The sequence below is a fragment of the Bradyrhizobium sp. AZCC 2289 genome (assembly GCF_036924615.1).
Lineage (GTDB): Bacteria > Pseudomonadota > Alphaproteobacteria > Rhizobiales > Xanthobacteraceae > Bradyrhizobium.
In genome coordinates this window covers 8908949-8933970 of record NZ_JAZHRY010000001.1, presented here as the reverse complement: position 1 = coordinate 8933970, position 25022 = coordinate 8908949, and the positions used below count along the sequence as shown (strand labels likewise).

23 protein-coding genes and 1 pseudogene are annotated in these 25022 nt (G+C 62.7%); 10 read left to right on the top strand and 14 right to left on the bottom strand.

Translation table 11 applies throughout. The features are described 5' to 3' along the window. Window positions 1–3: 3 nt before the first annotated feature. Window positions 4–255: a hypothetical protein gene (locus tag V1289_RS41770; protein ID WP_334405178.1), complete on the bottom strand. Its 252-nt coding sequence runs from the start codon at window positions 253–255 to the stop codon at window positions 4–6. Window positions 256–504: 249 nt separating this feature from the next. Here V1289_RS41770 and V1289_RS41765 point away from each other — a divergent pair, with 249 nt between their 5' ends. Next, entirely contained in the window at window positions 505–753 is a 249-nt protein-coding gene (locus tag V1289_RS41765) for a PilZ domain-containing protein (protein ID WP_334405176.1), read from the top strand. Between the two features lie 27 nt (window positions 754–780). Here V1289_RS41765 and V1289_RS41760 read toward each other — a convergent pair. Next, window positions 781–2532: pseudogene (locus V1289_RS41760) on the bottom strand (putative bifunctional diguanylate cyclase/phosphodiesterase); the annotation flags it as partial. A gap of 556 nt (window positions 2533–3088) precedes the next feature. On the opposite strand from V1289_RS41760, the gene V1289_RS41755 reads away from it, so the two are divergent. Both V1289_RS41755 and V1289_RS41750 read left to right on the top strand, forming a co-directional pair. Beyond that, complete coding sequence (locus V1289_RS41755; protein ID WP_334405175.1) at window positions 3089–4828, top strand: ATP-binding protein; 1740 nt, start codon at window positions 3089–3091, stop codon at window positions 4826–4828. A gap of 97 nt (window positions 4829–4925) precedes the next feature. Further along, window positions 4926–5504 carry a peroxidase-related enzyme gene (locus V1289_RS41750; RefSeq protein ID WP_334405173.1) on the top strand — a complete coding sequence of 193 codons (579 nt, stop codon included), beginning with the start codon at window positions 4926–4928 and terminating at the stop codon, window positions 5502–5504. Window positions 5505–5522: 18 nt separating this feature from the next. Here V1289_RS41750 and V1289_RS41745 read toward each other — a convergent pair whose 3' ends face one another. Continuing rightward, on the bottom strand, window positions 5523–6149 hold the full coding sequence (locus V1289_RS41745) for a ParB-like protein (RefSeq protein WP_334405171.1): 627 nt from the start codon (window positions 6147–6149) through the stop codon (window positions 5523–5525). Window positions 6150–6265: 116 nt separating this feature from the next. On the opposite strand from V1289_RS41745, the gene V1289_RS41740 reads away from it, so the two are divergent. From V1289_RS41740 to V1289_RS41710, 7 genes are all read left to right on the top strand, one after another. Next, window positions 6266–7150 (top strand): ion channel, encoded by an 885-nt coding sequence (locus tag V1289_RS41740; protein WP_334405170.1) that lies wholly within the window; start codon window positions 6266–6268, stop codon window positions 7148–7150. Window positions 7151–7235: 85 nt separating this feature from the next. Further along, window positions 7236–7577, top strand: coding sequence for a hypothetical protein (locus V1289_RS41735; RefSeq protein ID WP_309184222.1), 342 nt, complete (start codon window positions 7236–7238; stop codon window positions 7575–7577). Window positions 7578–7769: 192 nt separating this feature from the next. Next, window positions 7770–8063, top strand: coding sequence for an acyl carrier protein (locus V1289_RS41730; RefSeq protein ID WP_334407884.1), 294 nt, complete (start codon window positions 7770–7772; stop codon window positions 8061–8063). A 9-nt stretch (window positions 8064–8072) separates the two neighbouring features. Further along, a complete protein-coding gene (locus V1289_RS41725; RefSeq protein ID WP_334405169.1) occupies window positions 8073–8546 on the top strand; it encodes a 3-hydroxyacyl-ACP dehydratase FabZ family protein in 474 nt (157 codons plus the stop codon). Beyond that, a complete protein-coding gene (locus V1289_RS41720) occupies window positions 8539–9741 on the top strand; it encodes a beta-ketoacyl-ACP synthase (protein WP_334405167.1) in 1203 nt (400 codons plus the stop codon). Before V1289_RS41725 ends, V1289_RS41720 begins: the two co-directional genes overlap by 8 nt. Before the next feature lie 108 nt (window positions 9742–9849). Beyond that, the gene (locus V1289_RS41715) at window positions 9850–11127 is read left to right on the top strand and encodes a beta-ketoacyl-ACP synthase (protein ID WP_334405165.1); all 1278 of its coding nucleotides are present in this window, start codon (window positions 9850–9852) and stop codon (window positions 11125–11127) included. Window positions 11128–11147: 20 nt separating this feature from the next. After that, complete coding sequence (locus V1289_RS41710) at window positions 11148–12083, top strand: lipid A biosynthesis lauroyl acyltransferase (RefSeq protein ID WP_334405164.1); 936 nt, start codon at window positions 11148–11150, stop codon at window positions 12081–12083. Window positions 12084–12230: 147 nt separating this feature from the next. Here the strand turns inward: V1289_RS41710 and V1289_RS41705 are convergent, their stop codons facing one another. From V1289_RS41705 to fba, 11 genes are all read right to left on the bottom strand, one after another. Beyond that, window positions 12231–13340 carry a polyamine ABC transporter substrate-binding protein gene (locus tag V1289_RS41705; protein WP_334405163.1) on the bottom strand — a complete coding sequence of 370 codons (1110 nt, stop codon included), beginning with the start codon at window positions 13338–13340 and terminating at the stop codon, window positions 12231–12233. 6 nt (window positions 13341–13346) lie between these two features. Beyond that, complete coding sequence (locus V1289_RS41700) at window positions 13347–14516, bottom strand: aminotransferase (protein ID WP_334405162.1); 1170 nt, start codon at window positions 14514–14516, stop codon at window positions 13347–13349. 8 nt (window positions 14517–14524) lie between these two features. After that, window positions 14525–14803, bottom strand: a complete 279-nt coding sequence (locus V1289_RS41695) for a rhodanese-like domain-containing protein (RefSeq protein WP_309184973.1) — start codon at window positions 14801–14803, stop codon at window positions 14525–14527. A 163-nt stretch (window positions 14804–14966) separates the two neighbouring features. Then, window positions 14967–16892, bottom strand: a complete 1926-nt coding sequence (locus V1289_RS41690) for a potassium transporter Kup (RefSeq protein WP_334405159.1) — start codon at window positions 16890–16892, stop codon at window positions 14967–14969. A gap of 146 nt (window positions 16893–17038) precedes the next feature. Then, on the bottom strand, window positions 17039–18937 hold the full coding sequence (locus V1289_RS41685) for a potassium transporter Kup (RefSeq protein ID WP_334405157.1): 1899 nt from the start codon (window positions 18935–18937) through the stop codon (window positions 17039–17041). 158 nt (window positions 18938–19095) lie between these two features. Beyond that, entirely contained in the window at window positions 19096–19920 is an 825-nt protein-coding gene (locus V1289_RS41680; RefSeq protein ID WP_334405155.1) for an OmpA/MotB family protein, read from the bottom strand. Window positions 19921–19952: 32 nt separating this feature from the next. Next, the gene (locus tag V1289_RS41675; RefSeq protein WP_074281133.1) at window positions 19953–20726 is read right to left on the bottom strand and encodes a motility protein A; all 774 of its coding nucleotides are present in this window, start codon (window positions 20724–20726) and stop codon (window positions 19953–19955) included. A 214-nt stretch (window positions 20727–20940) separates the two neighbouring features. Then, window positions 20941–21834: a CbbX protein gene (cbbX, locus tag V1289_RS41670; RefSeq protein ID WP_334405152.1), complete on the bottom strand. Its 894-nt coding sequence runs from the start codon at window positions 21832–21834 to the stop codon at window positions 20941–20943. Window positions 21835–21992: 158 nt separating this feature from the next. Then, window positions 21993–22412 (bottom strand): ribulose bisphosphate carboxylase small subunit, encoded by a 420-nt coding sequence (locus V1289_RS41665; protein WP_334405150.1) that lies wholly within the window; start codon window positions 22410–22412, stop codon window positions 21993–21995. Between the two features lie 11 nt (window positions 22413–22423). Next, window positions 22424–23884 carry a form I ribulose bisphosphate carboxylase large subunit gene (locus V1289_RS41660; RefSeq protein ID WP_334405148.1) on the bottom strand — a complete coding sequence of 487 codons (1461 nt, stop codon included), beginning with the start codon at window positions 23882–23884 and terminating at the stop codon, window positions 22424–22426. A 50-nt stretch (window positions 23885–23934) separates the two neighbouring features. After that, entirely contained in the window at window positions 23935–25020 is a 1086-nt protein-coding gene (gene fba / locus V1289_RS41655) for a class II fructose-bisphosphate aldolase (RefSeq protein ID WP_334405146.1), read from the bottom strand. Between the last annotated feature and the right edge of the window lie 2 nt (window positions 25021–25022).

Genomic DNA, 25022 nt, shown 5'->3' with positions numbered 1-25022 from the left:
GTCTCACCTCGCATTGGCCGCCGCATGCACGTGCCATAGATCGGCGCGCCAGTGCAGAACGACCGCCGTCATCAGCGCCAGTCGGCCCGCCGCGTACAGCGTTCCGGTCGCGGCAAAGCCGATCTCCTCGATCAGGCTGCCGGCCGTCAGAAGACCGAGCGGCAGGCCGTCGATCACCATTATCCGCACGCCCATCACCCGGCCGCGAAAATGCTCGCTCGAGGTCCGCATCAGGATCACCGCGATCGAGATCATGGCAAGGCTCTGCGAGCCCGACGCAAATCAATGCCACACCCCCCGCGAGCGACCGCCAGAGATGCCTCCGGCCAGGCGCGCGACGATTGCGAGTCATCCGCGGTTCCGGTAAAGGAAGAGCGTGTCACGCAGGTCTTGATGTGGCGTCGCCGCTCGGTTCGCCCGCCCTTCAGGTCGTTGACCACAGTGGAACGGCTCACGCGGACCGATAGGGACGCTACTCCGTCGTCACATGCGGAGGGTGTGCTGATGGAAGAACACAGAGCGGAACAGCGCCGGCGTGTCCTCAAGGCAGGTACGATTTCCTTCGGCGGCGGAGGTGCGATCAGCTGCACGATCCGCAATCTATCCGAGACCGGTGCGGCACCCGAAGTGGAATCCCCGGTCGGCATTCCCGATCAGTTGACCCTGTTGGTCGAAGCGGAGCACAGCAGCCGGCATTGCCAGGTTGTTTGGCGGAAAGAGAAGCGGATCGGCGTCCGCTTCGCACCGGGTTAGCCGCCGTGGCCGACTGCGCCCGGCGCTTCAGGCCGCCGATACCGCGCGGCTCCGGTGCGAGCGCAACAACTGGCGTATCTCGACCGCGGGGATCGCGGGGCTGAACAGATATCCCTGCATCTCGGTACAGCCGAGCACGCGCAGCAATTCTCGTTGCTGCTCGGTCTCCACGCCTTCCGCCGTCGTCGTCATGTTGCTCGCGGCCGCGATGTTCACGACGGCCTCGACGATGGAGGATGAGGCAACCGCGCTGGCGATATCCCTGACGAAGGAGCGATCGATCTTGATCTTGTCGAACGGAAACCGCTGCAGATAGCTGAGCGAGGAATAGCCGGTGCCGAAATCGTCCAGCGCGATGCGCACGCCGAGCGCCCGCAACTGATGCAGCACCTCCAGCGCCATTTCGTCGTCGCGAATCAGCACCGCCTCGGTGATCTCGAGCTCGAGCCTGGAGGCGGCAAGGCCGGAAGCAGCAAGTGCTGCGGCCACGTTGAGCGCCAGCGTCTGGCTCTTGAACTGAACCGGCGAGACATTGACCGCGACGCGGATGTCATCCGGCCAGTTCACAGCCTCGGCGCACGCGGTGTGGAGCACCCAATGACCGAGCTGGTTGATCAGGCCGGTCTCCTCCGCGATCGGAATGAATTCCGCCGGCGAAATCATCCCGCGTTCGGGGTGGCGCCATCGCAGCAGCGCCTCGCAACAGCTGACCTTGCCGTGATCGAGCGTGACCACCGGCTGGTAATAGGCCTCCAGGCTGCCATCATTGATCGCCTGACGCAGTTCGAACTCGAGGCTTCGCCGCGCCTTGGCCCGTGCATCCATGCCCGCCTCGAAGAACCGGTAGGTCCGGCGTCCGTCGCCCTTGGCCCCATGCAGGGCCAGGTCGGCATTTTTCAGCAATTGGTCCAGATCCAGCCCGTCGCCGGGCGCGAGCGCGATACCGATGCTGGCATCGGTGGTGATCAGGTGACCGGTGCACTCGAACGGCTCTCTGATCGCGGCATAGATGCATTCGACGACGTGGGAGGTCTCCGACTGGCTTTTGATGGCGGTCTGAATCACCGCGAATTCGTCACCCCCCAGACGCGCCGCCACATCGGTGTCCTTGAGGCAGCCGCGCAGGCGGTCGGCGACGCCTTTCAACAGCTCATCGCCGATCGCGTGGCCGAGCGCATCGTTGATGCTCTTGAATTCGTCGATGTCGATATACATCACGGCCAGCCGTTCGCGCGGCCTGATCGCCTGCAGGGCCTGTTCGAGACGCTCGCGAAACAACACCCGGTTGGGCAGGTCGGTGAGCGCGTCGTAATGCGCCATATGCGCGATCTTCTCGTCGGCGCGGGTGCGTTGGGTGATGTCTTCGATGGTGGCAACCCACCCGCCCCCTTTCAGCGGCTGGTTGACGATCTCGATCGCCCGGCCGCCCGGAGCCTCCGTGAGCTGGCGCGTGCTTTTTCCGAGCGATACGTTTCGTATGATCGCATTGCAGAATTCGTCGACATCGCCGTCAAAGGATCCGGTTTCCTTCCGATGCGCGATCAGCCGCTGCATCGTGCAGCCCTGTTTGGCCACTTCCGGCGACAGGCCGAACATCTCGATGTAACGCTGGTTGCAGATGATGATCCGCGCCGACGCGTCGTAGAGAACGAGGCCTTGCGGAATATTGTTCACGGCGATGCTGAGGTGCCGCCGCTCCAACGTGAGCCGCCGGCCCGACAACCGGTGACGCTTCAGCAACAGGCAGACGACGACGGCGAGGACGGCGGCAACGGCAAGCAATACGCGTTCGCGCAAGCTCCAGGCGGTCATTCCCGCGCCAAACAGGATCGCCGCCGACAGTCCGGCGCAAAACGCCAGCCATCCGACCCTCCCGGCCATTTCGGCGGGACTCGCAGAACCGCCGGGCGACTGATGGCCGCTATCGATACTCACCTGGTGCCCTCCCAGCGCATCAAAGTTACGCATGACAGATGGAAGGCGCGTTACAACTTGCAGTTAGCAATCGGTTATCGCGACCCAATGGCTGACCCAATCTTTGGTCCGGGGATCGCAGGGTAGCGTCACGCGACCGCCGCGCCGGGCTCTCTCCGTCGAAATGGTAAACGAAGGATTAAGCGCCAGCGCGCGCGGTGCGCGCGAACCGAAGCGAAGAAACGCTGATTTTCCAGCATAACGAGCGCTGAAGCGACAGCCGGGGTGCCGTGGCAAAACAAATCCTGACCAAGATGCGGCAGATTTAGCCAATCCTGAACCCGGCGAATTTAACCGTTTCGGTAACCCGCATCGGCATAATGCAGCCGACCCAATTTCATGACATGCCAGGTTTAACACTGTGACATCCTTCGGACGCGTGATTTCGGTGCGGGGCTCCCTCGCCCGGGTCGGACTTCTGGCGGTGAACAAGATGGGCCTCTCCGAGGTGCGGGCTACCGTCGGCCGCTTCGTCAGCATCCGCTGCGCAAATTCCACCATCGTCGCCATGATCACGGAAGTATCCTGCGAGGACCTGCCGACATCCGATAATTACATCGCCAGCGCCTCGGTCGACCTGCTCGGTGAAATCCTCGGCGGGCCCGAACGTCCCAAATTCCAGCGCGGCGTCACCAACTATCCGACCATCGGCGATGCCGTCGAGCTGATCAGCAATGCGGAGCTGCGCACGGTCTATGCGCCGAGCGGATCGGATCAGATCAATATCGGCACCCTGCAGCAGGATCCCTCGGTCATCGCCTATGTCGATATCGAGGAAATGCTCTCCAAGCATTTCGCGGTGCTCGGCTCCACGGGCGTCGGTAAATCGACCGGCGTGTCGCTGCTGCTGAACGAAATTCTCAAGTCGCGGCCGAATTTGCGGATCTTCCTGCTCGACGTCCATAACGAATACGGCCGCTGCTTCGGCGATCGCTCGCTGGTGCTCAACCCGCGCAACCTGAAACTGCCGTTCTGGCTGTTCAATTTCGAAGAGATCGTCGACGTGCTGTTCGCCGGCCGCCCCGGCGTGCCGGAGGAACTCGACATCCTCGCCGAAGTCATTCCGATGGCGAAGGGTATCTATACGCAATACCAGAACACCGATCGGCTCGGGCTGAAGCGCGCCGATCCCAAGGCGATCGGCTACACCGTCGATACCCCGGTGCCCTACCGTCTGGTAGACCTGATTTCGCTGATCGACGAGCGCATGGGCAAGCTGGAAAACCGCTCGTCGCGCATCATCTACCACAAGCTGATTTCGCGCATCGAGACCGTGCGCAACGATCCGCGCTACGCCTTCATGTTCGACAACGCCAATGTCGGCGGCGACACCATGGCGGAGGTCATCAGCCATCTGTTCCGGCTGCCGGCCAACGGCCGTCCGATGACCGTGATGCAGTTGGCCGGCTTCCCTGCCGAAGTCATCGATTCCGTGGTGTCGGTGCTGTGCCGCATGGCGTTCGACTTCGGGCTGTGGAGCGACGGCGTCTCGCCGCTGCTGTTCGTCTGCGAAGAGGCGCATCGCTACGCTTCCGCCGACCGCAACATCGGGTTTGGGCCGACCCGCAAGGCCGTCTCGCGGATCGCCAAGGAAGGCCGCAAATACGGCGTCTATCTCGGGCTGGTGACGCAGCGTCCGGCCGAACTCGACGCCACCATCATCTCCCAGTGCAACACGCTATTCACGATGCGCCTTGCCAACGACCGCGACCAGGCGCTGCTGCGTTCCGCGGTCTCCGACGCCGCCGCCAATTTGCTGTCGTTCGTGCCCTCGCTCGGCACCCGCGAAGTGCTCGCGTTCGGTGAAGGCGTCGCGCTTCCGACCCGGCTGCGCTTCAAGGAAGTGCCGTTGCATCAACTGCCGCGCAGCGAAGCAACCATCTCGACCGTGCCGTCGGTCGCCGCCGGCCACGACATGCATTTCGTCTCGGCCGTGCTGGAGCGCTGGCGTGGCGCCACCTCGCATCGCGATGTACCGAACGATCCCACCATCAACGACCGGCCCGCCGCGCGCACGGTGTCGTTGGAAGCGCCGATGCTGCAGCCCTCGATGGGGCTCGATCCCGATCGCTTCTCGCTCTTGAAGAAGCCGCTGCGCTAAAGCGCATTCCAGCAAACCACTCCTGCGCTTTGCGCCGAAGCCGCCATCGACTATGGTTTCGCCATAACCGCACCACGCGGCATGCCGGAACCTTTTCATGACACAGCCGATCGCAAGACGATTCCCGACGCCGTCCCTCGACAAACTGCCCGACGATATCCGCACCCGCATCCTGGCGGTGCAGGAGAAGTCCGGTTTCGTTCCCAACGTCTTCCTGACGCTGGCCTATCGTCCCGACGAGTTTCGCGCCTTCTTTGCCTATCACGACGCGCTGATGGACAAGGAGGGCGGCCTGACCAAGGCCGAGCGCGAGATGATCGTGGTGGCGACCAGCAGCGCCAACCAGTGCCATTACTGCGTGATCGCGCACGGCGCCATCCTGCGCATCCGGGCCAAGAATCCGCAGATCGCCGACCAGATCGCGGTCAACTACCGCAAGGCCGACATCACGCCGCGGCAGCGCGCCATGCTCGACTTTGCGATGAAGGTGAGCGCGGAGGCGAACCGGATTTCGGAGGAGGACTTCACAGCCGTCGCCAGCCACGGCTTCAGCGACGACGACATCTGGGACATCGCCGCGATCTCGGCATTCTTTGCGCTGTCGAACCGGATCGCCAATGTCACCGCGATGCGCCCGAACGACGAGTTCTACATGATGGGGCGGCTGCCGAAATAGATACGGGCGCGCCGGACGCTAGCCGTCCGACGCGGGCCCACACCAGCCGGGCAGATAGACCGCGTCCTTGCTTTTGGCGAAAGCCAGCGCTTTCTCCATCGACCTGGAGAAATTTGCTTCCACGCTCTTGCGCGACATTTTCCGGCGCAGAAAATCCGCCCACAGGAATTCGCTGAACGGCGTGGTGTCCTTGGCAAAGCCGCCGGCGCGGCGCAATTCGCCGGCGAGGCTGCGGAACGGGTCGTCCTTGAGGGCGGCTACCGATTTCGGGATATCCTTGAATTGCCGGCGTTCGCCCCTGGCGTCGTACGGATAGACCCATCGCTTGTTGTCCATCACGCCCCAGAACGCTTCGCGCTGGACCATGGTGAGATCGCCGATCACGGTCACCAGGATATCGTTGACGCCTTCGTCGTGCAGCGCACGCGCCAGATGATGATGATCGACCACGTAGTAGTTCTGGTCCGGCCCGAAAACCACGGGAATCATGTGCTTGCCCAGCAATTCGGCGCGCTTCTTCGCCGACTTGTGCTCCCGCCAGCGCTTGCGCTTTTCCTTCACTTCCCGCATCCCAACCGTCATCTGGGTTGGACGCAGCGAGAGGATCGGGACCGGCTTGACGTATGGTTCACGCGTGTTGGCCATAACTAACCCCGTATTTGACTGGCGAAACCTGCTCGAAGCCGGTTCCACTATGCCATGATGGCACGGGCGATCAAATGCCCCTGCCACCTCACAGAGATTTGCGAGATTTGAAAACCATGGCGAAGAGCCCGAACGATCGAACGTCGAAGGCCCGGATCGTGCGCTTTGGCGGCCGCGAAGTGATCACCGAAGGCCTGCACCTCAGTTTCTGGGCCGATATCAGCCATCGCTGCATGACGGCGTCATGGCCGGCCTTTATCGGCGGCGCGGTGCTGGTGTTCATTGCCTTCAACGCGGTTTTCGCGGTGTTCTACTGGATCGGGGACCAGCCGATCTCCAGCGTGCCAAGCGGCGGCTATACCGACTATCTCTATTTCAGCATCGAGACGCTTTCCACGGCCGGCTATGGCGACATGCACCCGCAGACCCATTACGGGCATTTCATCGCCGCCGTCGAACTGTTCACGGGCATCTTTTCGATGTCGTTGATGACCGGGCTGATCTTTGCTCGCTTCTCGCGTCCGAGCGCGCGGCTACTGTTCGCCGACAATCCCGTCATTTCAGACCATGAGGGCGAACAGACGCTGATGATCCGGCTCGCCAACGAACGCCACAACATCATCAGCAATGCCACCGCCAGATTATGGCTGTTCAAGAATATCGTCAGCAAGGAAGGCCAGCCGTTCCGGCGGTTCTACGAGCTGCCGCTGCTGCGAAACGAGAGTCCGGCGCTGGCGCTGAGCTGGACGCTGTTTCACGTCATCGACGCCGGCAGTCCGCTTTACGGACTGACCGCCGATGACCTCGAAGCCATCGAGGTTTCCCTCGTGGTGGTGGTGTCCGGATACGACGTCGTCGCAGCGCAAACGGTGCATGCGCGAAAGTCCTACGAATATCCCGAGATCCGCTTTGGGGAGCGCTACGCTGAAATCCTCGGCACCGCGGAAGACGGCCGGCTCAGGATCGATTACGGCCGGTTCCATGACACCGTGCAGGGGTAGACCTGCATTCACGCGCACCAAGATTTTATGTGAGCCGCCGGGCGAGCGTGTTAAACTGGACTGCAACGCCTCCGGACCGACAGCAGTGAAAACCCAGCGGCCTATTACCAGGGATGACGAGCACGTCGTGCTCAAATTCCGGCCGCGCACGTCTGCCCATCCGCCGGGCCGGCAGGACGCGCCGGCGGAGCCGGCAAATATCCGGCACGTTGCAAACGATCTGTCCCGCTACGAACGGCCCCGTGACGAGCCGGACGACTTCCGTCATCGCATGCTGGCGAACATTGCGGCCTTCGCGTTCACCGTGGCGTTGACGGCGATCGGGATTTGGCTTGCCATGAGCATTGCCGACCTCCGCAAAACCCAGGATTGCGTGCTGATGGGCCGCCATGACTGCGCCCGGATTTCAATGGTGCCGCACGGCTAGATTGTGGAACCGGCCAGCCGTTTGCCCATAAATCCGTCCCCGCAGGGGGAGCCAACCTCCATTGAACTCAGGGCCCCGCTCCGATATACGGGCACTCAACTCCGGCCGGAGGGCATCGGGCATTCCGGGGCCGCCGCACCCGCCCCGTCCAAGCCGCTCCAGAAATATCTCCAATATATCAAAGGCTTAATGATGTCCTCTACATTCGATCAGATCGCCAACATTATCGCTGAGACCTGCGACATTCCACGCGACACGATCAAGCAGGAGAGCCACGCCATCGACGATCTCGGGATCGACAGTCTGGACTTCCTGGACATCGCCTTTGCCATCGACAAAGCGTTCGGAATCAAGATGCCGCTCGAAAAATGGACCCAGGAGGTCAACGACGGCAAGGCCACGACCGAGCAGTACTTCGTGCTGAAAAACCTCGCCGATCGTATCGACGAACTGGTCGCAGCCAAGAACACAGGCACGGGTGCGTAATCGCCCGTCATGAACCTCGATTACTTCCAGCTGATCGACCGCATCGTCGACCTCGACATCGCCAAGCAGACGATTGTCGTCGAGGCGCAGGTTCCGCAGCAGCACACCATCTTCGAGGGGCATTTCCCGGGCTTTCCAATCATGCCCGGCGTCCTCCTGACCGAAGCGATGGCACAGAGTTCCGGCTGGCTGCTGCTCGGCGTGTTGAAGTTCGAGCGCATGCCGTTCCTGGCAATCGTGAAGGAAGCCAAGATGCGAGGTTTCGTCAGTCCCGGTCAGTTGCTGACGATCGATGCGAAGGTCGAGCACGAAGGTTCCGGCTTTGCGGTCACGAAGGCCAAGGGCTACGTGGGCAAGGACTTGAAGTGCAGCGCTGAAATAACCTTCGGGCTTGCCCCCTTCCCCGACCCTGCTTTTCGCGTCCACATGGACGCGATGGCCCACAAGATCGGCTTCCCGCTGCAGGCGATGCCCCATGACTGAGCCGAAATCACCGGGTGCGAAGGAAGTCTGGATCACCGGCATCGGCATCGTGTCCTCGCTCGGTGAAGGGCTGGACGCGCATTGGGACGCCCTCAACGCCAGGCGGATCAATTTCGACGACAAGCGTTTCGCGCCCTACATCGTTCATCCGCTGGCCCCGGTCGTCTTCGACGCCCAGATCCCGAAAAAGGGCGATCAGCGCCAGATGGAGGCGTGGCAACGCATCGGCACCTATGCCGCCGGGCTGGCGCTCGATTCCGCTGGCGTCAAAGGCAATCAGGAAATCCTTTCCCGGATGGATATGGTGATCGCGGCCGGCGGTGGCGAACGCGACATCGCGGTTGACATGGCGATCCTGAACGCCGACGCGCAGGGCAATTCGAGCCCCGGCTTTCTCAACGAACGGCTGATGAATGACCTGCGGCCGACCCTGTTTCTGGCCCAGCTCTCCAACCTGCTCGCCGGCAACATCGCCATCGTTCATGGCGTCTGCGGCACGTCGCGCACCTTCATGGGCGAGGAAGCCGCAAGCATCGATGCCGCGCGGATTGCGCTCGCGCGCATCGAGGCCGGTCAAAGCGACATCGCCCTGATCGGCGGCGCCCATAATGGCGAACGTCCCGACCTCATGATCCTCTATGAATTCGGCGATTTCAACCTGACCGAAAAATTCTCGGGCGTCTGGGCCCGCGAGAACAACAGCGGCTTCGCCATGGGCTCCGCCGGCGCTTTCCTGGTGATGGAATCGCGGGAACACGCAGAGGCGCGCGGCGCAAAGCCCTACGCAAAGCTGACCCGGGTGGTGGCCGACCTTGCGCAGCGCAAACAGCCGGGCGCGGTGACGAAATCGCTGGAAGCGCTGTGGACGAAGCTCGGCGTTCCCGGCGACAGCGGCAACCTCATCACCGGCGCGACCGGCGTCGAGCCCGTGACGGCGGAAGAGAAAGCCTTCCTGCGCCAGCACCCCGGCTTCGCGGTGCGCGCAACCGGCACTACATTCGGCCACACGCTGGAGACCCAGTTTCCGCTCGGGCTGGCGCTCGCCGCACTTTCGATCTCGCGCGGCGCGCTGTTTCCGCCCAACGATCCGACCGGGTTCGAGGTTGAAAAGTCCGAACCGCCGACCCAGATTGTCGTGGTGGGCGCCGGTCACTGGCAGGGCGAAGGCATGGCCCTGGTCGAGGCGGTCAAGTAGAGCATGATCCGGAAGGGCGGGCCGCTTTTCCGGCAAGATCATGCTTGAGCAGCAGAAGTAGAGCGCGATAGCGCTGCACGGGTACGGCGCAGCATCGACGGGGGAATCATGGCAGCACCACGCGATAAATTCGGCAGGCCGATTGTCGTCGTTACCGGCATGGGCATTGTCACCTCGCTCGGCACCGGCAAGAAAGACAACTGGGCGAAGCTGACCGCGGGCGAATCCGGCATCAAGACGGTCACGCGCTTCCCCGTCGAGGGACTGAAGTCGACGATGGCCGGGACGATCGATTTCGTCACTGTCGAGCCGTTCTCGTCGACCAGCCTCTCCGAGCGTCTCGCCGAGATGGCTACCGAAGAAGCGCTGCAGCAGTCCGGAATCGGCAGCAAGGGCAATTTTCCGGGGCCGCTGTTCCTGGCGGTCGCGCCGGTCGAGACCGAATGGCCGCAGCGGCTGGAAGTCGGCCGCACCGTCGGAAAAAAAGAATTCGACTATTTCGATGTTCTGCGTGCCAGCGGTGGCGGAAAGTTCGCCGAATATCACCATCGTTTCATGTTCGGCTCGGTCGCCGGTCACCTCGCCGAAACCTTCGGAACCAAGGGATCGCCGATCTCATTGTCGACCGCTTGCGCCTCCGGCGCGACCTCGATCCAGCTCGGCGTGGAAGCGATCCGCCGCGGCGAAGCCGATGCGGCGCTGTGTGTCGCGACCGAAGGCACGGTCAATCCGGAAGCGATGGTCCGCTTCTCCCTGCTCTCGGCACTTTCGACGCAGAACGATCCGCCGCAGGCCGCGTCAAAGCCGTTCTCGAAGAACCGCGACGGTTTCGTCATGGCCGAAGGCGCCGGCGCCCTGGTGCTGGAAAGCTATGAAGCGGCGATGGCGCGCGGCGCCCCGATCATTGGCGTCGTGGCCGGCTGCGGTGAACTGACCGACTCGTTCCACCGCACCCGGTCGAGCCCCGACGGCAAGCCGATCATCGGCTGCATGCGCAAGACGCTGGCCGATGCCGGCATGACGCCCGAACAGATCGATCACATCAACGCGCACGGCACCGCGACGCCGGAAAACGACAAGATGGAGTATCTCACCACCGCGGCCGTGTTCGGCGAACGCGCCAATCACATTCCGGTATCGTCCAACAAATCGATGGTCGGCCACACCATCTCCGCGGCCGGCGCGGTCGAGGCCATCTTCTCGCTGCTGACGCTCGAACATCAGCGGATTCCGCCGACCATCAACTACGACATGCCCGATCCGGCGATCCCGTTCGACGTGGTGGCGAACAAGGCGCGCGACGCCCGCGTCACGGCCGTGATGTCCAACTCGTTCGGTTTCGGCGGGCAGAATGCCTCGCTGATCCTGACGCGTGAACCGGTCTAGCGGGCCGCGCGTTCGCAGCGATGAACCGCCTGCTCCTTCGCACCAAGGCGCGCCTTCGCGACGCCGCCAAGCCGACGACCGAGGCCGCCGTCGGCGCGCTGACGGTCGGCATGTTGCGCACCACGCGCTATTTCGATCCGGTCAAGACCGCCAATCTGTTCGGCCGCGTCACCCGCTTCATCGGCCGAAGGTTGCGCGAGAACCGGATCGGCCGCGAGAACCTCACGGCTGCGTTTCCGGAAAAATCACCGGAAGAGATCGAGGCCATTCTCGCCGGCGTGTGGGATAATCTCGGGCGCGTCGGCGCCGAGTTCGCGCATCTCGACCATATCTGGGACTACGATCCCGATCATCCCGAAAAGCCAAGTCGCGTCGAATTCTCGCCGCGGACCAAGGAATTGTTCGATCTGCTCAGGGATGACGGAAAGCCGGCTTTGTTCTTCGCCTGCCATCTTGGCAACTGGGAGCTGCCGGCGCTCGCCGCGGTCGCGCACGGGCTCGATGCCGCGATCCTGTTCCGGCGACCGAACATCGAATCCGCCGACCGCGCCATTGAACGGATCCGCGCCGTCAAGATGGGGACGCTGATTCCGGCCGGCCGCGAGGCGCCGCTGAAGCTCGCGGATGCCCTGCAGAACGGCCAGCACGTCGCGATGCTGGTCGATCAATATCTCACCAACGGCGTCGAGGTCACGTTCTTCGGCCGCAAGACCAAGGCCAATCCGATGCTTGCCCGCCTGCTGCGGCAGGTCGATTGCCCGATCCACGGCACGCGTATTATTCGCCTGCCCGGCAATCGTTTCCGCGCCGAGCTGTCCGAAGAGGTCAAGCCGGTGCGCGACGCGTCCGGCCAGATCGACGTTCAGGGCACGATGCAGGCGATCACCGACGTCGTCGAAGGCTGGGTCCGGGAATATCCGGAACAGTGGCTGTGGCTGCATCGAAGGTGGCGGTGAGCGGCTCTCTCGAAATGCGTCATTGCGAGCCAACGGGTCGCGCGAATGCGCGCCCGATGACAGGCTCCGCGAAGCAATCCATCGCTCCACAACAAGAAAGAATGGATTGCTTCGTCGCTCCGCTCCTCGCAATGACGGAGGAGAGAGCTAGCGCCCCGTCTTCACCTTGGTCCAGAGACGGTTGATGACGCGCTGGGTGGCCGGATCGCGCGCGGTGATCACGAACAGCTTCTTCTGTGTCGCCTCGTCAGGGTAGATGTTCTTGTCGTTGAGGATTTTCGGATCGACCAGTTTCTGACTGGCGAGATTGCCGTTGGCGTAGGACAGGAAATTCGAATTCCTGGCCGCGACATCGGGCCGGTACAGGTAGTTGATCAGCTCATAGGCCTCCGCGACATTCCTGGCGTCGGCGGGTATCGCGAGATTGTCGAAGAACATCTGCGCGCCCTCCTTCGGGATGGTGTAGCCGATCTCGATATCGGATTTGGCCTCGGCCGCGCGGCTGCGCGCCTGCATCACGTCGCCGGACCAGCCCACCACGAAGCAGATTTCGCCGGAGGCCAGCGCGCTCAGATATTCGGAGGAGTGAAACTTGCGGATATAGGCCCTGATCTTGATGACGAGATCGGCGGCCTTCTCCAGATCGGCCTGCCTGGTGGAATTCGGATCGATGCCGAGATACCCCAGCGCGGCGGGAAGGATATCGTCGGCGGAATCCAGCATGTGGATGCCGCAATCCTTGAATTTCGCGAGATTCTCGGGCTTGAACACCATGTCCCAGCTGTCGATCCTGGCATCGGGCCCGAGTATTTTCTGCGCCATCTTGACGTTGTAGCCGATCCCGGTGGTGCCCCACATGTAGTTGGCGCCGTAATTGTTGCCGGGATCGTAGGTGGCGAGTTGATTGGTCACCACCGGCCAGGCATTGGCGAGGTTCGGCAATTTTGACTTGTCGAGCTTCAGGAAGACTTTCGCCGTGATCTGGCGCTGCAGGAAATAGCCGGTGGGCACGACGACGTCGTAACCCGATTTGCCCGCGAGCAGCCGCGTCTCCAGCGTCTCGTTGGCGTCGAAGGTGTCGTAGACCACCTTGATGCCGGTTTCCCTGGTGAAATCCTCCAGCACCCCCGGCGCCATGTAGTTCGACCAATTGTAGAAGTTGACGGTGCGCTCCTCGGCCACGGCGGGAAGCGAAAGCAACAGAACCGCTGCAACCGCACCAAAGAAACGGATTGGATGACGGTTCTGGTCGCACATCTTTCTCTACCTCTTTCGGCCGTGAACCGCGTCCGACAAGCGCTCCAGCGCCGTGTCGAGCGTTGAATCCTTCTTGGCAAAGCAGAAACGCACGACCGAGGTCACGGCGTCCTGCTCGTAAAAGGCCGACACCGGAATGGCCGCCACCTTGTAGTCGGTCACGATGCGCTTGCAGAACGCCTCATCGGTCTCGTTCAGCCCCAGCGGCGACAGATCGACGGTGAGGAAGTAGGTGCCCTGCGATTTGAGCACGGGAAAGCCGATGCTCTCCAGCCCCCTGGTGAGACGGTCCCGGCTCCGCGCCAGATCTTTGCGCATGTCGTGGAAATATTCGGCTGGCTTGCCGAGGCCATAGGCGACCGCGGCCTGCAGATTGGGTGCCGTCGTGAAGGTCAGAAACTGGTGCACCTTGGCGGCGACACGCAATAGCGGCGGCGCGGCGCAGACAAAGCCGATCTTCCATCCCGTCAGCGAAAAGATCTTGCCGGCGGAGCCGACCTTGATGGTGCGGTCGCGCATGCCCGGGATCGTGATCAGCGGGATATGCTCGCGGCCGTCGAAGATCACATGCTCCCAGACCTCGTCGCAGATCGCGATGGTGTCGAACTGCTGGCAGAACCGCGCCAGCAGCTCGAGATCCTCGCGCGGATAGACCACGGCGGCGGGATTGAGCGGATTGTTGAACAAGACCGCCTTGGTCTTGTGGTTGAAGACGCTGGCCAGCATCTCCTCGGTCAGCCGCCAGTCCGGCGGCTCGAGGCGCAACAGGCGCGGAATGCCGCCGGCCTGGCGGATGATCGGAAGATAGCTGTCATAGACCGGCTGGAACACGACGACTTCGTCACCGGGCTCGACCACGGCGAGAATGGCCGATGTCAGCGCTTCGGTGCCGCCCGAGGTCACCATCACTTCGGTCATCGGATCGAGGCTGAGCTTGTGCCAGCGTCCGTAATGATCCGCGATCGCCTGCCGCAGTTCCGGGATGCCCATCATCGACGGATACTGGTTGTAGCCGTTGATCGACGCGTCCGCCGCGGCGCGCCTGATGTCCTCGGGGCCGGGATCGTCGGGAAAGCCCTGACCGAGATTGATGGCGTCGTTGTCGCGCGCGAGCTGCGACATCGCCTCGAAGATGGTGACGGGAAGGTCGGCGAAGACCTTGTTCATGGAAGTCATGGCAAGGGTCAGCCGCCGGCCCTGGTCGGCATTCCCGCAGCCTTCCAGCCCAATATGCCTCCGGCGAGGTGCTTGTCGTAGGGCAGGCCCGCAGCCTGCGCGGCCAGCGAGGCCGTCACCGACCGCTTGCCGGAACGGCAGGCGAAGACGACCTGCTTGCCCTTGGGGTCGGGAATGGCCGTCGGGTCGAATGTCGAAAGCGGAACCACGACGCCGCCGGGATAGGCCTCGACGGCAACCTCATTGGGCTCGCGGACGTCGACGAGCAGATAGCGTCCGTCCGCCATCCCCTTCGACACCTCTTCCGGCGTCAAGTCGTGCACCTGATGATCCGCCACGCATATCCTCCCGACAATCGATTAGCTAACCCGCCCCGTCATTGCGGGCGCAAAGTCGCCTCTCGCGCGGGGAAAATCAAGCGCTGTAAACGGCTTAAAGCGGTCGCTAAAGCTAGATTGTGACTTGCGTGCCGACCTCGACCACCCGCCCGGTCGGAATCTGGAAATAGTCGGTGGCGTCGTTGGCGGAGCGGCTCAGCCGGATGAAAAGCAGGTCCTGCCAGCGCGGCATTCCCGAATGCGCGGCCGGCTTGAGCGACCGCCGGGACAGGAAGAACGACGTCGACATGATGTCGAACTGCCAGCCGAGCTTGCGGGCGATCGCCAGCGTCTTCGGCACGTTGGGCGATTCCATGAAGCCGAACCGCAGCGTCACCCGGGAGAAGGTCGCGCTGAGCTGTTCCATCCGCACCCGCTCGGCCGGATCGATCCGCGGCGTCGGCGCGGTCTCGATGGTGAGAATGACGTTCTTCTCATGCAGCACCTTGTAGTGCTTCAGGCTGTGCATCAGCGCGGTCGGCGCGCTCTGGGGGTCGCTGGTCAGGAACACGGCGGTGCCGGAGACCCGCTGCGGCGGCCGTTTTTCCAGCATCGCCACCAGGTCGGCCAGCGGGAATTCCAGCTTGCGCGATTTCTCGAACAACAGCCGGCTGCCGCGCCGCCAGGTGTACATCAGGAGCATCACCATGCCGCCCAGCGCCAGCGGCACCCAGCCGCCCTCGAGCACCTTCAACAGGTTGGCCGCGAGGAAGGTGAGATCGAGAAACAAAAACGGCGCGATCAGCGCGGCGGCCGCGAACGGCGACCATCTCCAGACCCGCCAGATCACGACAAAGCCCATCATCGCCGTCACCACCATGGTGCCGGTGACGGAGATGCCATAGGCCGACGCCAGCGCGCTCGAGGAGCGGAACAGCAGCACCAGCAGCATCACCGCGATCAGCAGCAGCAAATTGATGCGCGGGATGTAGATCTGGCCGGAATGCGCTTCCGAGGTATGGCGGATTTCGAAGCGCGGCAACAATCCGAGCTGGATGGCCTGGCGCGTCAGCGAATAGGCGCCGGTGATCACGGCCTGGCTTGCAATCACGGTCGCCGCCGTTGCCAGCGCCACCATCGGGATCAGCGCCCAATCCGGGAACATCAGGAAGAACGGATTCTCTATCCCCTTGGGATCGCCGATGATCAGCGCGCCCTGCCCCATATAGTTCAGCGCCAGCGACGGCAGCACGATGAACAGCCAGGCGGTCTGGATCGGCTTTTTGCCGAAATGGCCGAGGTCGGCGTAGAGCGCCTCGGCGCCGGTCACGGCGAGGAATACCGCGCCCAGCGTCACGAAACCGATGACGCCGTGATGGATCATGAATGAAACCGCGTAGAGCGGATTGAGCGCAAGCAAGACTTCCGGATGCTGGATGATCGGGTGCAAGGCCGCGACCGCAATGACCGCGAACCAGATGCACATCACCGGCCCGAAAAAGGCCGCGACCCGCGCGGTGCCGCGCGATTGAACCGCAAACAGCACCAGCAGAATGAGCACGGTCAGCGGCACGACATAGGGATCGAAGGCGGCGGTGACGAGCTTGATGCCTTCGATCGCCGACAGCACCGACAGCGCCGGCGTAATCACGGCGTCGCCGTAAAACAGCGCGCCGCTGATGATCCCGAGCAGAACGATGGCGCCGGCGCCCTTGCTGACCGCCCGCTGCGCCAGCGCCATCAAAGCCAGCGTGCCGCCCTCGCCATGGTTATCGGCGCGCAGCAGGATCACCACATATTTCAGCGTGACGACGACGATCAGCGCCCACAGGATCAGCGAGAGAACGCCGAGCACCGCCAGCGTGGTGACGCCGCCTTCGGTCGCGCTTGCGGCGACAATGGCTTCGCGCAGCGCGTAGAGCGGGCTGGTGCCGATGTCGCCATAGACGACACCGATGCTGCCGAGCATCAGGGCCTTAAAGCCCGCCGTCGAATGCGCTTCCCCATGTCCGTTGGCCGCGGGCGTTTCCGCCGCGGTGATCGTACTCTCGGACAACATGGGAAGGGCCTCTATTGTTCACTGCACAATGCAGGATGGACGCCTATACCCCCGGCGCGAATGCATAGGTTAGGCTGAATTTAGGCCTCCGATATGCGTAAGACGCATAGGTCAGTGGGTCAAGAGGGCCGAATCCGTATTAAATATCAAATAGTTACCTGCGTTCCGACCTCGACGACCCGGCCCGTGGGGATTTGGAAGTAGTCGGTGGCGTCGTTGGCGGAGCGGCTCATCGCAATAAACAGGTGATCCTGCCATTGCGGCATTCCCGACTGCGCGGACGGCTTCAGCGAGCGCCGCGAGACGAAGAACGACGTCGCCATGATATCGAATTGCCAGCCGAGCTTGCGCGCGATCACCAGCGCCTTGGGCACGTTCGGCGATTCCATGAAACCGAACCGCAGCCGCACGGTGGAAAACTTGTCGCTGACCTTATCCATGCGCACGCGCTCGGACGGATCGACGCGCGGCGTCTGCGCGGTTTCGATGGTCAGGATCACATTGTGCTCGTGAAGCACCTTGTTGTGCTTGAGGTTATGCAGCAGCGCCGTCGGCACGAAATTCGGATCGCTGGTCAGGAACACCGCGGTGCCCTTGACGATATGCGGCGGGCGCTTTTCGAGGCTCTTGATCAGGTCGGCCAGCGGCACCTCGATGCGGCGGGTTTTTGCGATCAGGATCGCCGCACCTCGGCGCCAGGTCCAGATCATCACCGCCATCGTCACGCCGAACAGCAGCGGCACCCACGCGCCTTCGAGCAGCTTCAGCAGGTTTGCGCTGAAGAAGGTCATGTCGACAACGACGAACGGCAGGATGACCGCAGCCGCGGTCGCGACCCGCCAATTCCACAATTTCCAGATCACGACAAATCCCATGATCCCGTCGGCGACCATGGTCGTGGAAACGGCGATGCCGTAGGCCGAAGCCAGTCCGCTCGACGTGCGGAACAACAGCACCAGCAGCAGCACGCCGATCAGAAGCAGCCGGTTGACCCGCGGCAGATAAATCTGTCCGGCATGGGTCTCCGAGGTGTAGCGAACCTCGAAGCGCGGCAATAGCCCGAGCTGCACCGCCTGCCGGGTCAGCGAATAGGCGCCCGTGATCACCGCCTGGCTGGCGATGACGGTCGCTGCGGTCGCCAGCGCCACCAGCGGCAACAGCAGGATTTCCGGCACCATGCGGTAGAACGAATTTTCAATCGCCGCCGGATCGGACAGCACCAGCGCGCCCTGCCCGAAATAATTGATCAGCAGCGCCGGCAGCACGAAATACAGCCAGCCGGCCTGAATCGGCTTGCGTCCGAAGTGGCCGAGATCCGCATAGAGCGCTTCGCCGCCGGTCACGGCGAGAAATACCGCACCCAGCGTCACCAATCCGATAGTGCCGTGGGAAAGCAGGAACTGGACCCCATACCAGGGATTGATCGCCGCCAGCACCGACGGATCGTCGCTGATGTGCACGAAACCCATCGCCGCCAGCGCAGCAAACCACACCACCATCACCGGACCGAACGCCGAGGCGACGCGGGCGGTGCCGCTGCGCTGCACCGAGAACAGCACGACCAGGATGAAGATCGTCAGCGGCACCACATAATGTTCGAGCGCAGGTGCCGCGAGCTTGAGGCCTTCGACCGCCGACAACACCGAAATCGCCGGCGTGATCATGGAGTCGCCGATGAACATCGAGGCGCCGATGACGCCGAGCGCCAGCAGCGGCCAGCTTCTTCGGCCAAGCGCCCGCTGACCCAACGCCATCAGCGAGAGCGTGCCGCCCTCGCCGTTATTGTCGGCGCGCAGCAGCAGCAGCACATATTTTGCGGTGACGACGATGAAGAGCGACCACAGGATCAGGCTGAGCACGCCGAGCACGATGACGCGCGTGACCGGCTGGCCCTGGGCCGCGCCGGCCACGGCCTCACGGAATGCATACAGCGGCGAGGTTCCGATATCGCCGAAAACCACGCCGATGCTCCCCAGCGTCAGCGCCCAAAAGCCTGAGGTGGCCGGCGCCTCATGGGCCTCGGTGGATGTGACGCTGACAGCCATGACGGAGGAAAAACGCTCTCACGGTTGATTTGATCCGGGCGGCTATCGACGCTTCCGCGTTGCCTGTCAATCGGGCAACCATAGCACCGCTGGCGGTGCGGGACCGCCTGCAAAGCAGGCCCCCACCAGAATTCCGAGATGGTAATATAGTAGTCGCGCTAGGGCTTCAGGCCCGGCGGAAGCGGTGGATTTTCACGCATCAACATGATGGTCACGCGACGGTTTGCCGGCAGCGTCGGATCGTCGGGAAACAGCGGCTGGCTGTCGGCCTTGCCGGAGACCGCGAAGATGTGGGACGGCGGCAGCCCTTCGCGCTCGAGGATCTGGCGCACCGCGTTGGCGCGGTCTGCCGAAAGATCGAACGCGCCGTAGTCGCTTCGCGCCGGCACGAAGCCGGCCGCGGTGTGGCCGACGATGGAAACCCTGAGCGGTGTCGCCTTGAGCGGGGCCGCAAGTTTCTGGATCAGCCGGCGCGTACGCTCGTACGGCTCCTTTGAGCCATCGGCGAACATCGACCGGCCGTCCTGGTCGACGATTTCGAGGTTGAGACCTTGGCTGGTCTCCTCGAACATGATGTGCTTGGACACCTCCGTCAGTTCCGGCATGTCTTGCAATGCCTGCCGCAACGAGGCCGAGGCGAGCGCGAATTCACGGTCGACTATGTTACGGGTGCCGTCGGTCTGGCTCTTTTCATCGGGGGTCGGCGTCGCCGACGATTCCTCCGGCGTGACATGATCGGTGTTTTTCAGCTTCGGTCGCGTCGGCAAGCCGTCGGATTCGACGATGCCGGAATAGCGCACCTGGGTCTGCACGCCGAACGCGTCGCGCATCGAACCCGCGACGATCTTGAGCTTGTTGTTGTCCATGGTGGAAAAGGCGACGAGCATCACGAAGAAGCTCATCATCAGACCCATGAGGTCGGCGAAGGTCACGAACCAGCCGTGCCCTCCGCCATGTGCATCGCCGCGCTTCTTCTTGGCCATTGCTTAGCTCCGAACCGCCGTCGCCCGCGAGGTCAGGCGGGAACCGGTTCGCCCTCTTCGTGGCGATGCTTCTCCGGCAAGTAGGCCAGCAGCATTTCCCGAACCAGCGCCGGGCTCTTGGAGTCGCGGATCATCAGAATGCCGTCGATGATGAGCGTGCGATTGGTTTCCTCATCCAGAAGCTTGCCGTGCAGCTTGTCGGCGATCGGAAGGCAGAACAGGTTCGCGACCAGCGCGCCATACAGCGTCGCCAGCAGCGCGGTCGCCATGAACGGGCCGAGCTTGGAGGGGTCGGTCATGTTGGCGAACATCTGCACCATGCCGATCAGGGTTCCGATCATGCCGAACGCCGGAGCGCAGTCGCCGATGGCGCGGTAGATCTTGCTGCCTTCATCGAGGTGCATCAGGAAGTTGTCGCGGTCGCGCTCCATATTGTCGCGAATGAATTCGAGATCGTAGCCGTCGGCGACGTAGCGGATGCCCTTGGCCAGGAACGGTTCATCGGTTTCGACTTTTTCCAGCCCGACCGGTCCCTGCTTGCGGGCGATTTCGGCGATACGGGCGAGCTCGTCGACCAGATCGCGCGCGGACAGCCGGCTCATCGTGAAGGCGAACTTCGCGCCGAGCGGCAGCCCGTGCAGCATCACGCCCAGCGGAAAACGGATCATGGTGGCGGCGATCGATCCGCCGAAAATGATGATGATCGCATGTTCGGAGATGAACATGTGGATGTCGCCACCCAGGAGCATCATCGTGGAAATGACAATAATGCCAGCCACGAGCCCAACGCCCGTCATGATATCCATGGGAGACTCCAACGCGTACGCAACACCCGGCCGTTCTGAACGGGGCGCGGCCCGAACCGGACCACGTGCACGAACCCTACGTCGGCGCCATTAAAGACGCGTAAAGGTTAAGCTGCGGCTCTTCGGTACAATTCCGAATAAGGGCGGATTGGACGGGATTGGCGGCAAGGCTGGGAAAGCCGGGTCCATGCCGCGGCACGATTTCAATGCTTTGCTAACCATGATTCGCGGGGCTGCTGCCGTTTGCGAAAACCCTGGAGGCGAGGACATCCGAGGCCTCCAGCGACATGATGTCCTCGGCGCTCAGGACGCGGTCGAGATCGGCGACGAGCCGGCTGGCCTGGCGCAGCCGCATGCGGTCGAGCGCGTTGCGGATCGATCGCGCATTGGAAAACAAGGGTTGGGCCTTGCGCAGCGTGATGTAACGCACGAACGCTTCCCTCGCCGCAGGACTGAACCTGTAATTCATATCTCCTAGCATCAGCTCGGCGATCGCGAGCAATTCGTCGTCGGCATAATCGGGAAAGTCGATGTGGTGGGCGATGCGCGAGCGAAAACCGGGATTGCTGCCGAAGAACTTGTCCATGCGGTCGCCATAGCCGGCCAGGATCACCACCAGATCCTCGCGCTGCGATTCCATCACCTGCAGCAGGATCTCGATCGCTTCCTGGCCGTAGTCGCGCTCGTTGTCCGGCCGGTGCAGGTAATAGGCCTCATCGATGAACAGCACGCCGCCCATCGCCTTCTTCAATATCTCCTTGGTCTTGGGTGCGGTGTGGCCGATATATTGTCCGACCAGTTCGTCGCGCGTGACCGATACCACCTGGCCGCGGCGCACGAAACCGAGCCTGTGCAGGATGCTGGCGATCCGCAGCGCCACGGTGGTCTTGCCGGTGCCGGGATTTCCGGTGAACGACATATGCAGCGTCGGGACTTCCGACGTCAGTCCCATGCGCTTGCGGATGCGCTCGATCAGCAGCAGCGACGCGATTTCGCGAATCCGGGTCTTGACCGGTTTCAACCCGATCAGCTCGCGGTCGAGCTGCGTGAGGATCTCCTCGATGCCGACGGCCTCGAGTTCCTCACGGAGGTTGACCTTGCCTGTCATCGCTGCGACATCCAGATCCATCTGCGAAACCTTTGGCGCGCCGGCGCGCCCCTTTTCCCGGAAATAAAAACTCCGCCGCCGCTTTCACAGCGACGGAGCAGTGCATCCGGCAGGGAACGATGAGGGGGCAATCGTCACCGCTGGCCGGATGGAGGAACCTAGCGGTAGCGTTGACCCTCGGGACGATCGACGGCGTAGGATGTCGTGGTGTAGCGGATGTTGCGGCCATCGACCTCGTGCCGCTCCAGCCGGAAGCCGGGCTCGTCCTTCGGCCGGTTGACGATGAACGACAGCCGCAGCGACTCCCAGCCATGGCTGGAATCGAACGCCGACATCCGGATGTAGCGGTCGCCGTAAACCTTGCGGCATTCATTGAGCCCCATCATCACGCCGGCGGCGTCGCGGAGATCGAACATCGGCAGTCCCCACATCTCCCAGAAATTATTGCGGGGGTGCGGATCGTCGGTGAACTCGATGTTCACCGCCCAGCCCTTGCCGAGGCAATACTGCACCTGTCGGGAAATCTGCTCGTCGGTGAGATCGGGCAGGAACGAGAAAGCGCCTTGCGTTATTCGCATGATACTGCTCCTTACATCGAGACGCTGGCGGTGGGGGCATAGTCGGGCATGTCGGTCGACTCGTAATTGAAGGTGACGTCCTTCCAGACCTCGAGGGCTGCCTTGAGCGGCGTACAGGTTGCCGCCGCCTTGGCAAGAATTTCCGGCCCTTCGTGCAGATAATCGCGGCCTTCGTTGCGCGCGAGGATCATCGCTTCCAGCGCGACGCGGTTGGCGGTGGCGCCGGCCTGGATGCCCATCGGGTGGCCGATGGTGCCGCCGCCGAATTGCAGCACCACGTCTTCTCCCAAATGATCGAGCAGCTGATGCATCTGGCCGGCGTGAATGCCGCCGGACGCCACCGGCATCATCTTGTTGAGGCTCGCCCAGTTTTGGTCGAAGAACACACCGTGTTCGAGTTTTGCCGGATTGAAGTCCTCGCGGCAGATGTCGTAATAGCCGCGCGTGGTGGCTGGATCGCCTTCGAGCTTGCCGACCACCGTGCCGGCATGGATGTGATCGACGCCGGCGAGCCGCATCCATTTTGCGATCACGCGAAACGAGACGCCGTGGTTGCGCTGCCGCGTATAGGTGGAGTGCCCTGCCCGGTGCAGATGCAGGATCATGTCGTTGCGCCGCGCCCATTTCGCCATCGACTGGATCGCGGTGTAGCCGATCACGAGATCGATCATGATGATGACCGAGCCGAGTTGCTTGGCGAATTCGGCGCGCTCGTACATGTCCTCCATCGTGCCGGCGGTGACGTTGAGATAGGTGCCCTTGATCTCGCCGGACGCGGCCTGCGCCTTGTTGACCGCCTCCATGCAGTAGAGGAACCGCTCGCGCCAGTGCATGAACGGTTGCGAGTTGATGTTCTCGTCGTCCTTGGTGAAATCGAGCCCGCCTTTCAGCGCCTCATGGACCACGCGGCCGTAGTTGCGCCCGGACAGGCCGAGCTTCGGCTTCACGGTGGCGCCAAGCAGCGGACGGCCGAACTTGTCCATGCGTTCGCGTTCGACCACGATGCCGGTAGCCGGGCCCTGGAACGTCTTCACATAAGCGACCGGCAGCCGCATGTCTTCGAGCCGCAATGCCTTCAAAGGCTTGAAGCCGAACACATTGCCGATGATGGAGGCCGAGAGGTTGGCGATCGATCCGTTCTCGAACAGATCGAGATCGTAGGCGATGTAGGCAAAATACTGTCCCGGCGAATTCGGCACGGGATCGACGCGGTAGCATTTCGCACGGTATTTCTCCGCCGCCGTCAGCCGGTCGGTCCAGACCACCGTCCACGTCGCGGTCGAGGATTCACCGGCCACCGCCGCCGACGCCTCGATCGGATCGACGCCGTCCTGCGGCGTCACCCGGAACAGGGCGATGATGTCGGTGTCCTTGGGCTCGTAGTCGGGCTCCCAGTAACCCATCTTCTTGTATTCCATCACGCCGGATTTGTAGCGATCCTTGCCGCGGACGGTCATCGATAGGTCATTCATGGCTGTTCTCCTTCAAGTTCTGGCAGCGAAGACGATTCAAAATGCATTGGTCACTCGGCCGCCTCGACCATGCCGCCGATACGTGGGTCGAGCGATCCTGAGCGATAGCGCCTGGCCATCTCCGACAGCGGAATCACCTTGATCCTGGCGGCGTGGCCGGCGGTACCGAATTGTTCGAAACGCTCGCGGCAGAGGTCGCGCATCGCATCCATCGCCGGTTTGAGGAATTTGCGCGGATCGAACTCGCTTTTGCTTTGCGTTGCGACCTTGCGGAACGCCGCGGTCATCGCCAGCCGGCAGTCGGTGTCGATATTGACCTTGCGCACGCCATGCCTGATACCGCGGGCGATCTCCTCGACCGGCACGCCCCAGGTCTGCGGCATCTCGCCGCCGAACTGGTTGAAGATGTCCTGCAGCGGTTGCGGCACCGAGGACGAGCCGTGCATCACCAGATGTGTATTGGGCAGCCGGCGATGGATTTCCTCGGCCACCCGCATGGCAAGGATGTCGCCGTCCGGTTTGCGCGAGAACTTGTAGGCGCCGTGGGAAGTTCCCATCGCAATCGCCAGCGCATCCACCTTGGTGGCGCGAACGAAATCGACCGCCTGGTCCGGGTCCGTCAGCAATTGATCGTGGCTGACCTTGCCTTCGACGCCGTGGCCGTCTTCCTGCTCCCCGCCGCCGTGCTCGAGCGAACCCAATACGCCGAGTTCGCCTTCCACCGAGGCGCCGATCCAGTGCGCCATTTCGACGACGCGCCGGGTGATATCGACATTGTAGTCGTAGTCCGCTGCGGTCTTGGCATCCGCCTTCAGCGAACCGTCCATCATGACGGAGGTGAAGCCGTGCTTGATCGCGGTGGCGCAAGTCGACTCCTCGTTGCCGTGATCCTGATGCAGGCAGAGCGGGATCTGCGGATACATCTCTTCCAGCGCGTCGATCATCCTCGACAGCATGATGTCGTTGGCATAGGAACGCGCGCCGCGCGAGGCTTGGATGATGACGGGTGCATCGACGGCTGCCGCCGCATCCATGATCGCGAGCCCCTGCTCCATATTGTTGATATTGAAGGCCGGCACGCCGTAGCCATGCTCGGCGGCGTGATCCAGTAATTGTCTCAACGTAATTCGCGCCATGG

Coding starts and splice junctions, on each gene's coding strand:
- V1289_RS41660 (WP_334405148.1), bottom strand. CDS start 23,884: ATGAATGACCTATCGATGACCGTCCGCGGCAAGGATCGCTACAAATCC.
- V1289_RS41740 (WP_334405170.1), top strand. CDS start 6,266: ATGGCGAAGAGCCCGAACGATCGAACGTCGAAGGCCCGGATCGTGCGC.
- V1289_RS41690 (WP_334405159.1), bottom strand. CDS start 16,892: ATGTTGTCCGAGAGTACGATCACCGCGGCGGAAACGCCCGCGGCCAAC.
- V1289_RS41700 (WP_334405162.1), bottom strand. CDS start 14,516: ATGACTTCCATGAACAAGGTCTTCGCCGACCTTCCCGTCACCATCTTC.
- cbbX (WP_334405152.1), bottom strand. CDS start 21,834: ATGACAGGCAAGGTCAACCTCCGTGAGGAACTCGAGGCCGTCGGCATC.
- V1289_RS41680 (WP_334405155.1), bottom strand. CDS start 19,920: ATGGCCAAGAAGAAGCGCGGCGATGCACATGGCGGAGGGCACGGCTGG.
- V1289_RS41745 (WP_334405171.1), bottom strand. CDS start 6,149: ATGGCCAACACGCGTGAACCATACGTCAAGCCGGTCCCGATCCTCTCG.
- V1289_RS41750 (WP_334405173.1), top strand. CDS start 4,926: ATGACACAGCCGATCGCAAGACGATTCCCGACGCCGTCCCTCGACAAA.
- V1289_RS41710 (WP_334405164.1), top strand. CDS start 11,148: ATGAACCGCCTGCTCCTTCGCACCAAGGCGCGCCTTCGCGACGCCGCC.
- V1289_RS41705 (WP_334405163.1), bottom strand. CDS start 13,340: ATGTGCGACCAGAACCGTCATCCAATCCGTTTCTTTGGTGCGGTTGCA.
- V1289_RS41685 (WP_334405157.1), bottom strand. CDS start 18,937: ATGGCTGTCAGCGTCACATCCACCGAGGCCCATGAGGCGCCGGCCACC.
- V1289_RS41765 (WP_334405176.1), top strand. CDS start 505: ATGGAAGAACACAGAGCGGAACAGCGCCGGCGTGTCCTCAAGGCAGGT.
- V1289_RS41665 (WP_334405150.1), bottom strand. CDS start 22,412: ATGCGAATAACGCAAGGCGCTTTCTCGTTCCTGCCCGATCTCACCGAC.
- V1289_RS41730 (WP_334407884.1), top strand. CDS start 7,770: ATGTCCTCTACATTCGATCAGATCGCCAACATTATCGCTGAGACCTGC.
- V1289_RS41675 (WP_074281133.1), bottom strand. CDS start 20,726: ATGGATATCATGACGGGCGTTGGGCTCGTGGCTGGCATTATTGTCATT.
- fba (WP_334405146.1), bottom strand. CDS start 25,020: ATGGCGCGAATTACGTTGAGACAATTACTGGATCACGCCGCCGAGCAT.
- V1289_RS41715 (WP_334405165.1), top strand. CDS start 9,850: ATGGCAGCACCACGCGATAAATTCGGCAGGCCGATTGTCGTCGTTACC.
- V1289_RS41725 (WP_334405169.1), top strand. CDS start 8,073: ATGAACCTCGATTACTTCCAGCTGATCGACCGCATCGTCGACCTCGAC.
- V1289_RS41720 (WP_334405167.1), top strand. CDS start 8,539: ATGACTGAGCCGAAATCACCGGGTGCGAAGGAAGTCTGGATCACCGGC.
- V1289_RS41770 (WP_334405178.1), bottom strand. CDS start 255: ATGATCTCGATCGCGGTGATCCTGATGCGGACCTCGAGCGAGCATTTT.
- V1289_RS41695 (WP_309184973.1), bottom strand. CDS start 14,803: ATGGCGGACGGACGCTATCTGCTCGTCGACGTCCGCGAGCCCAATGAG.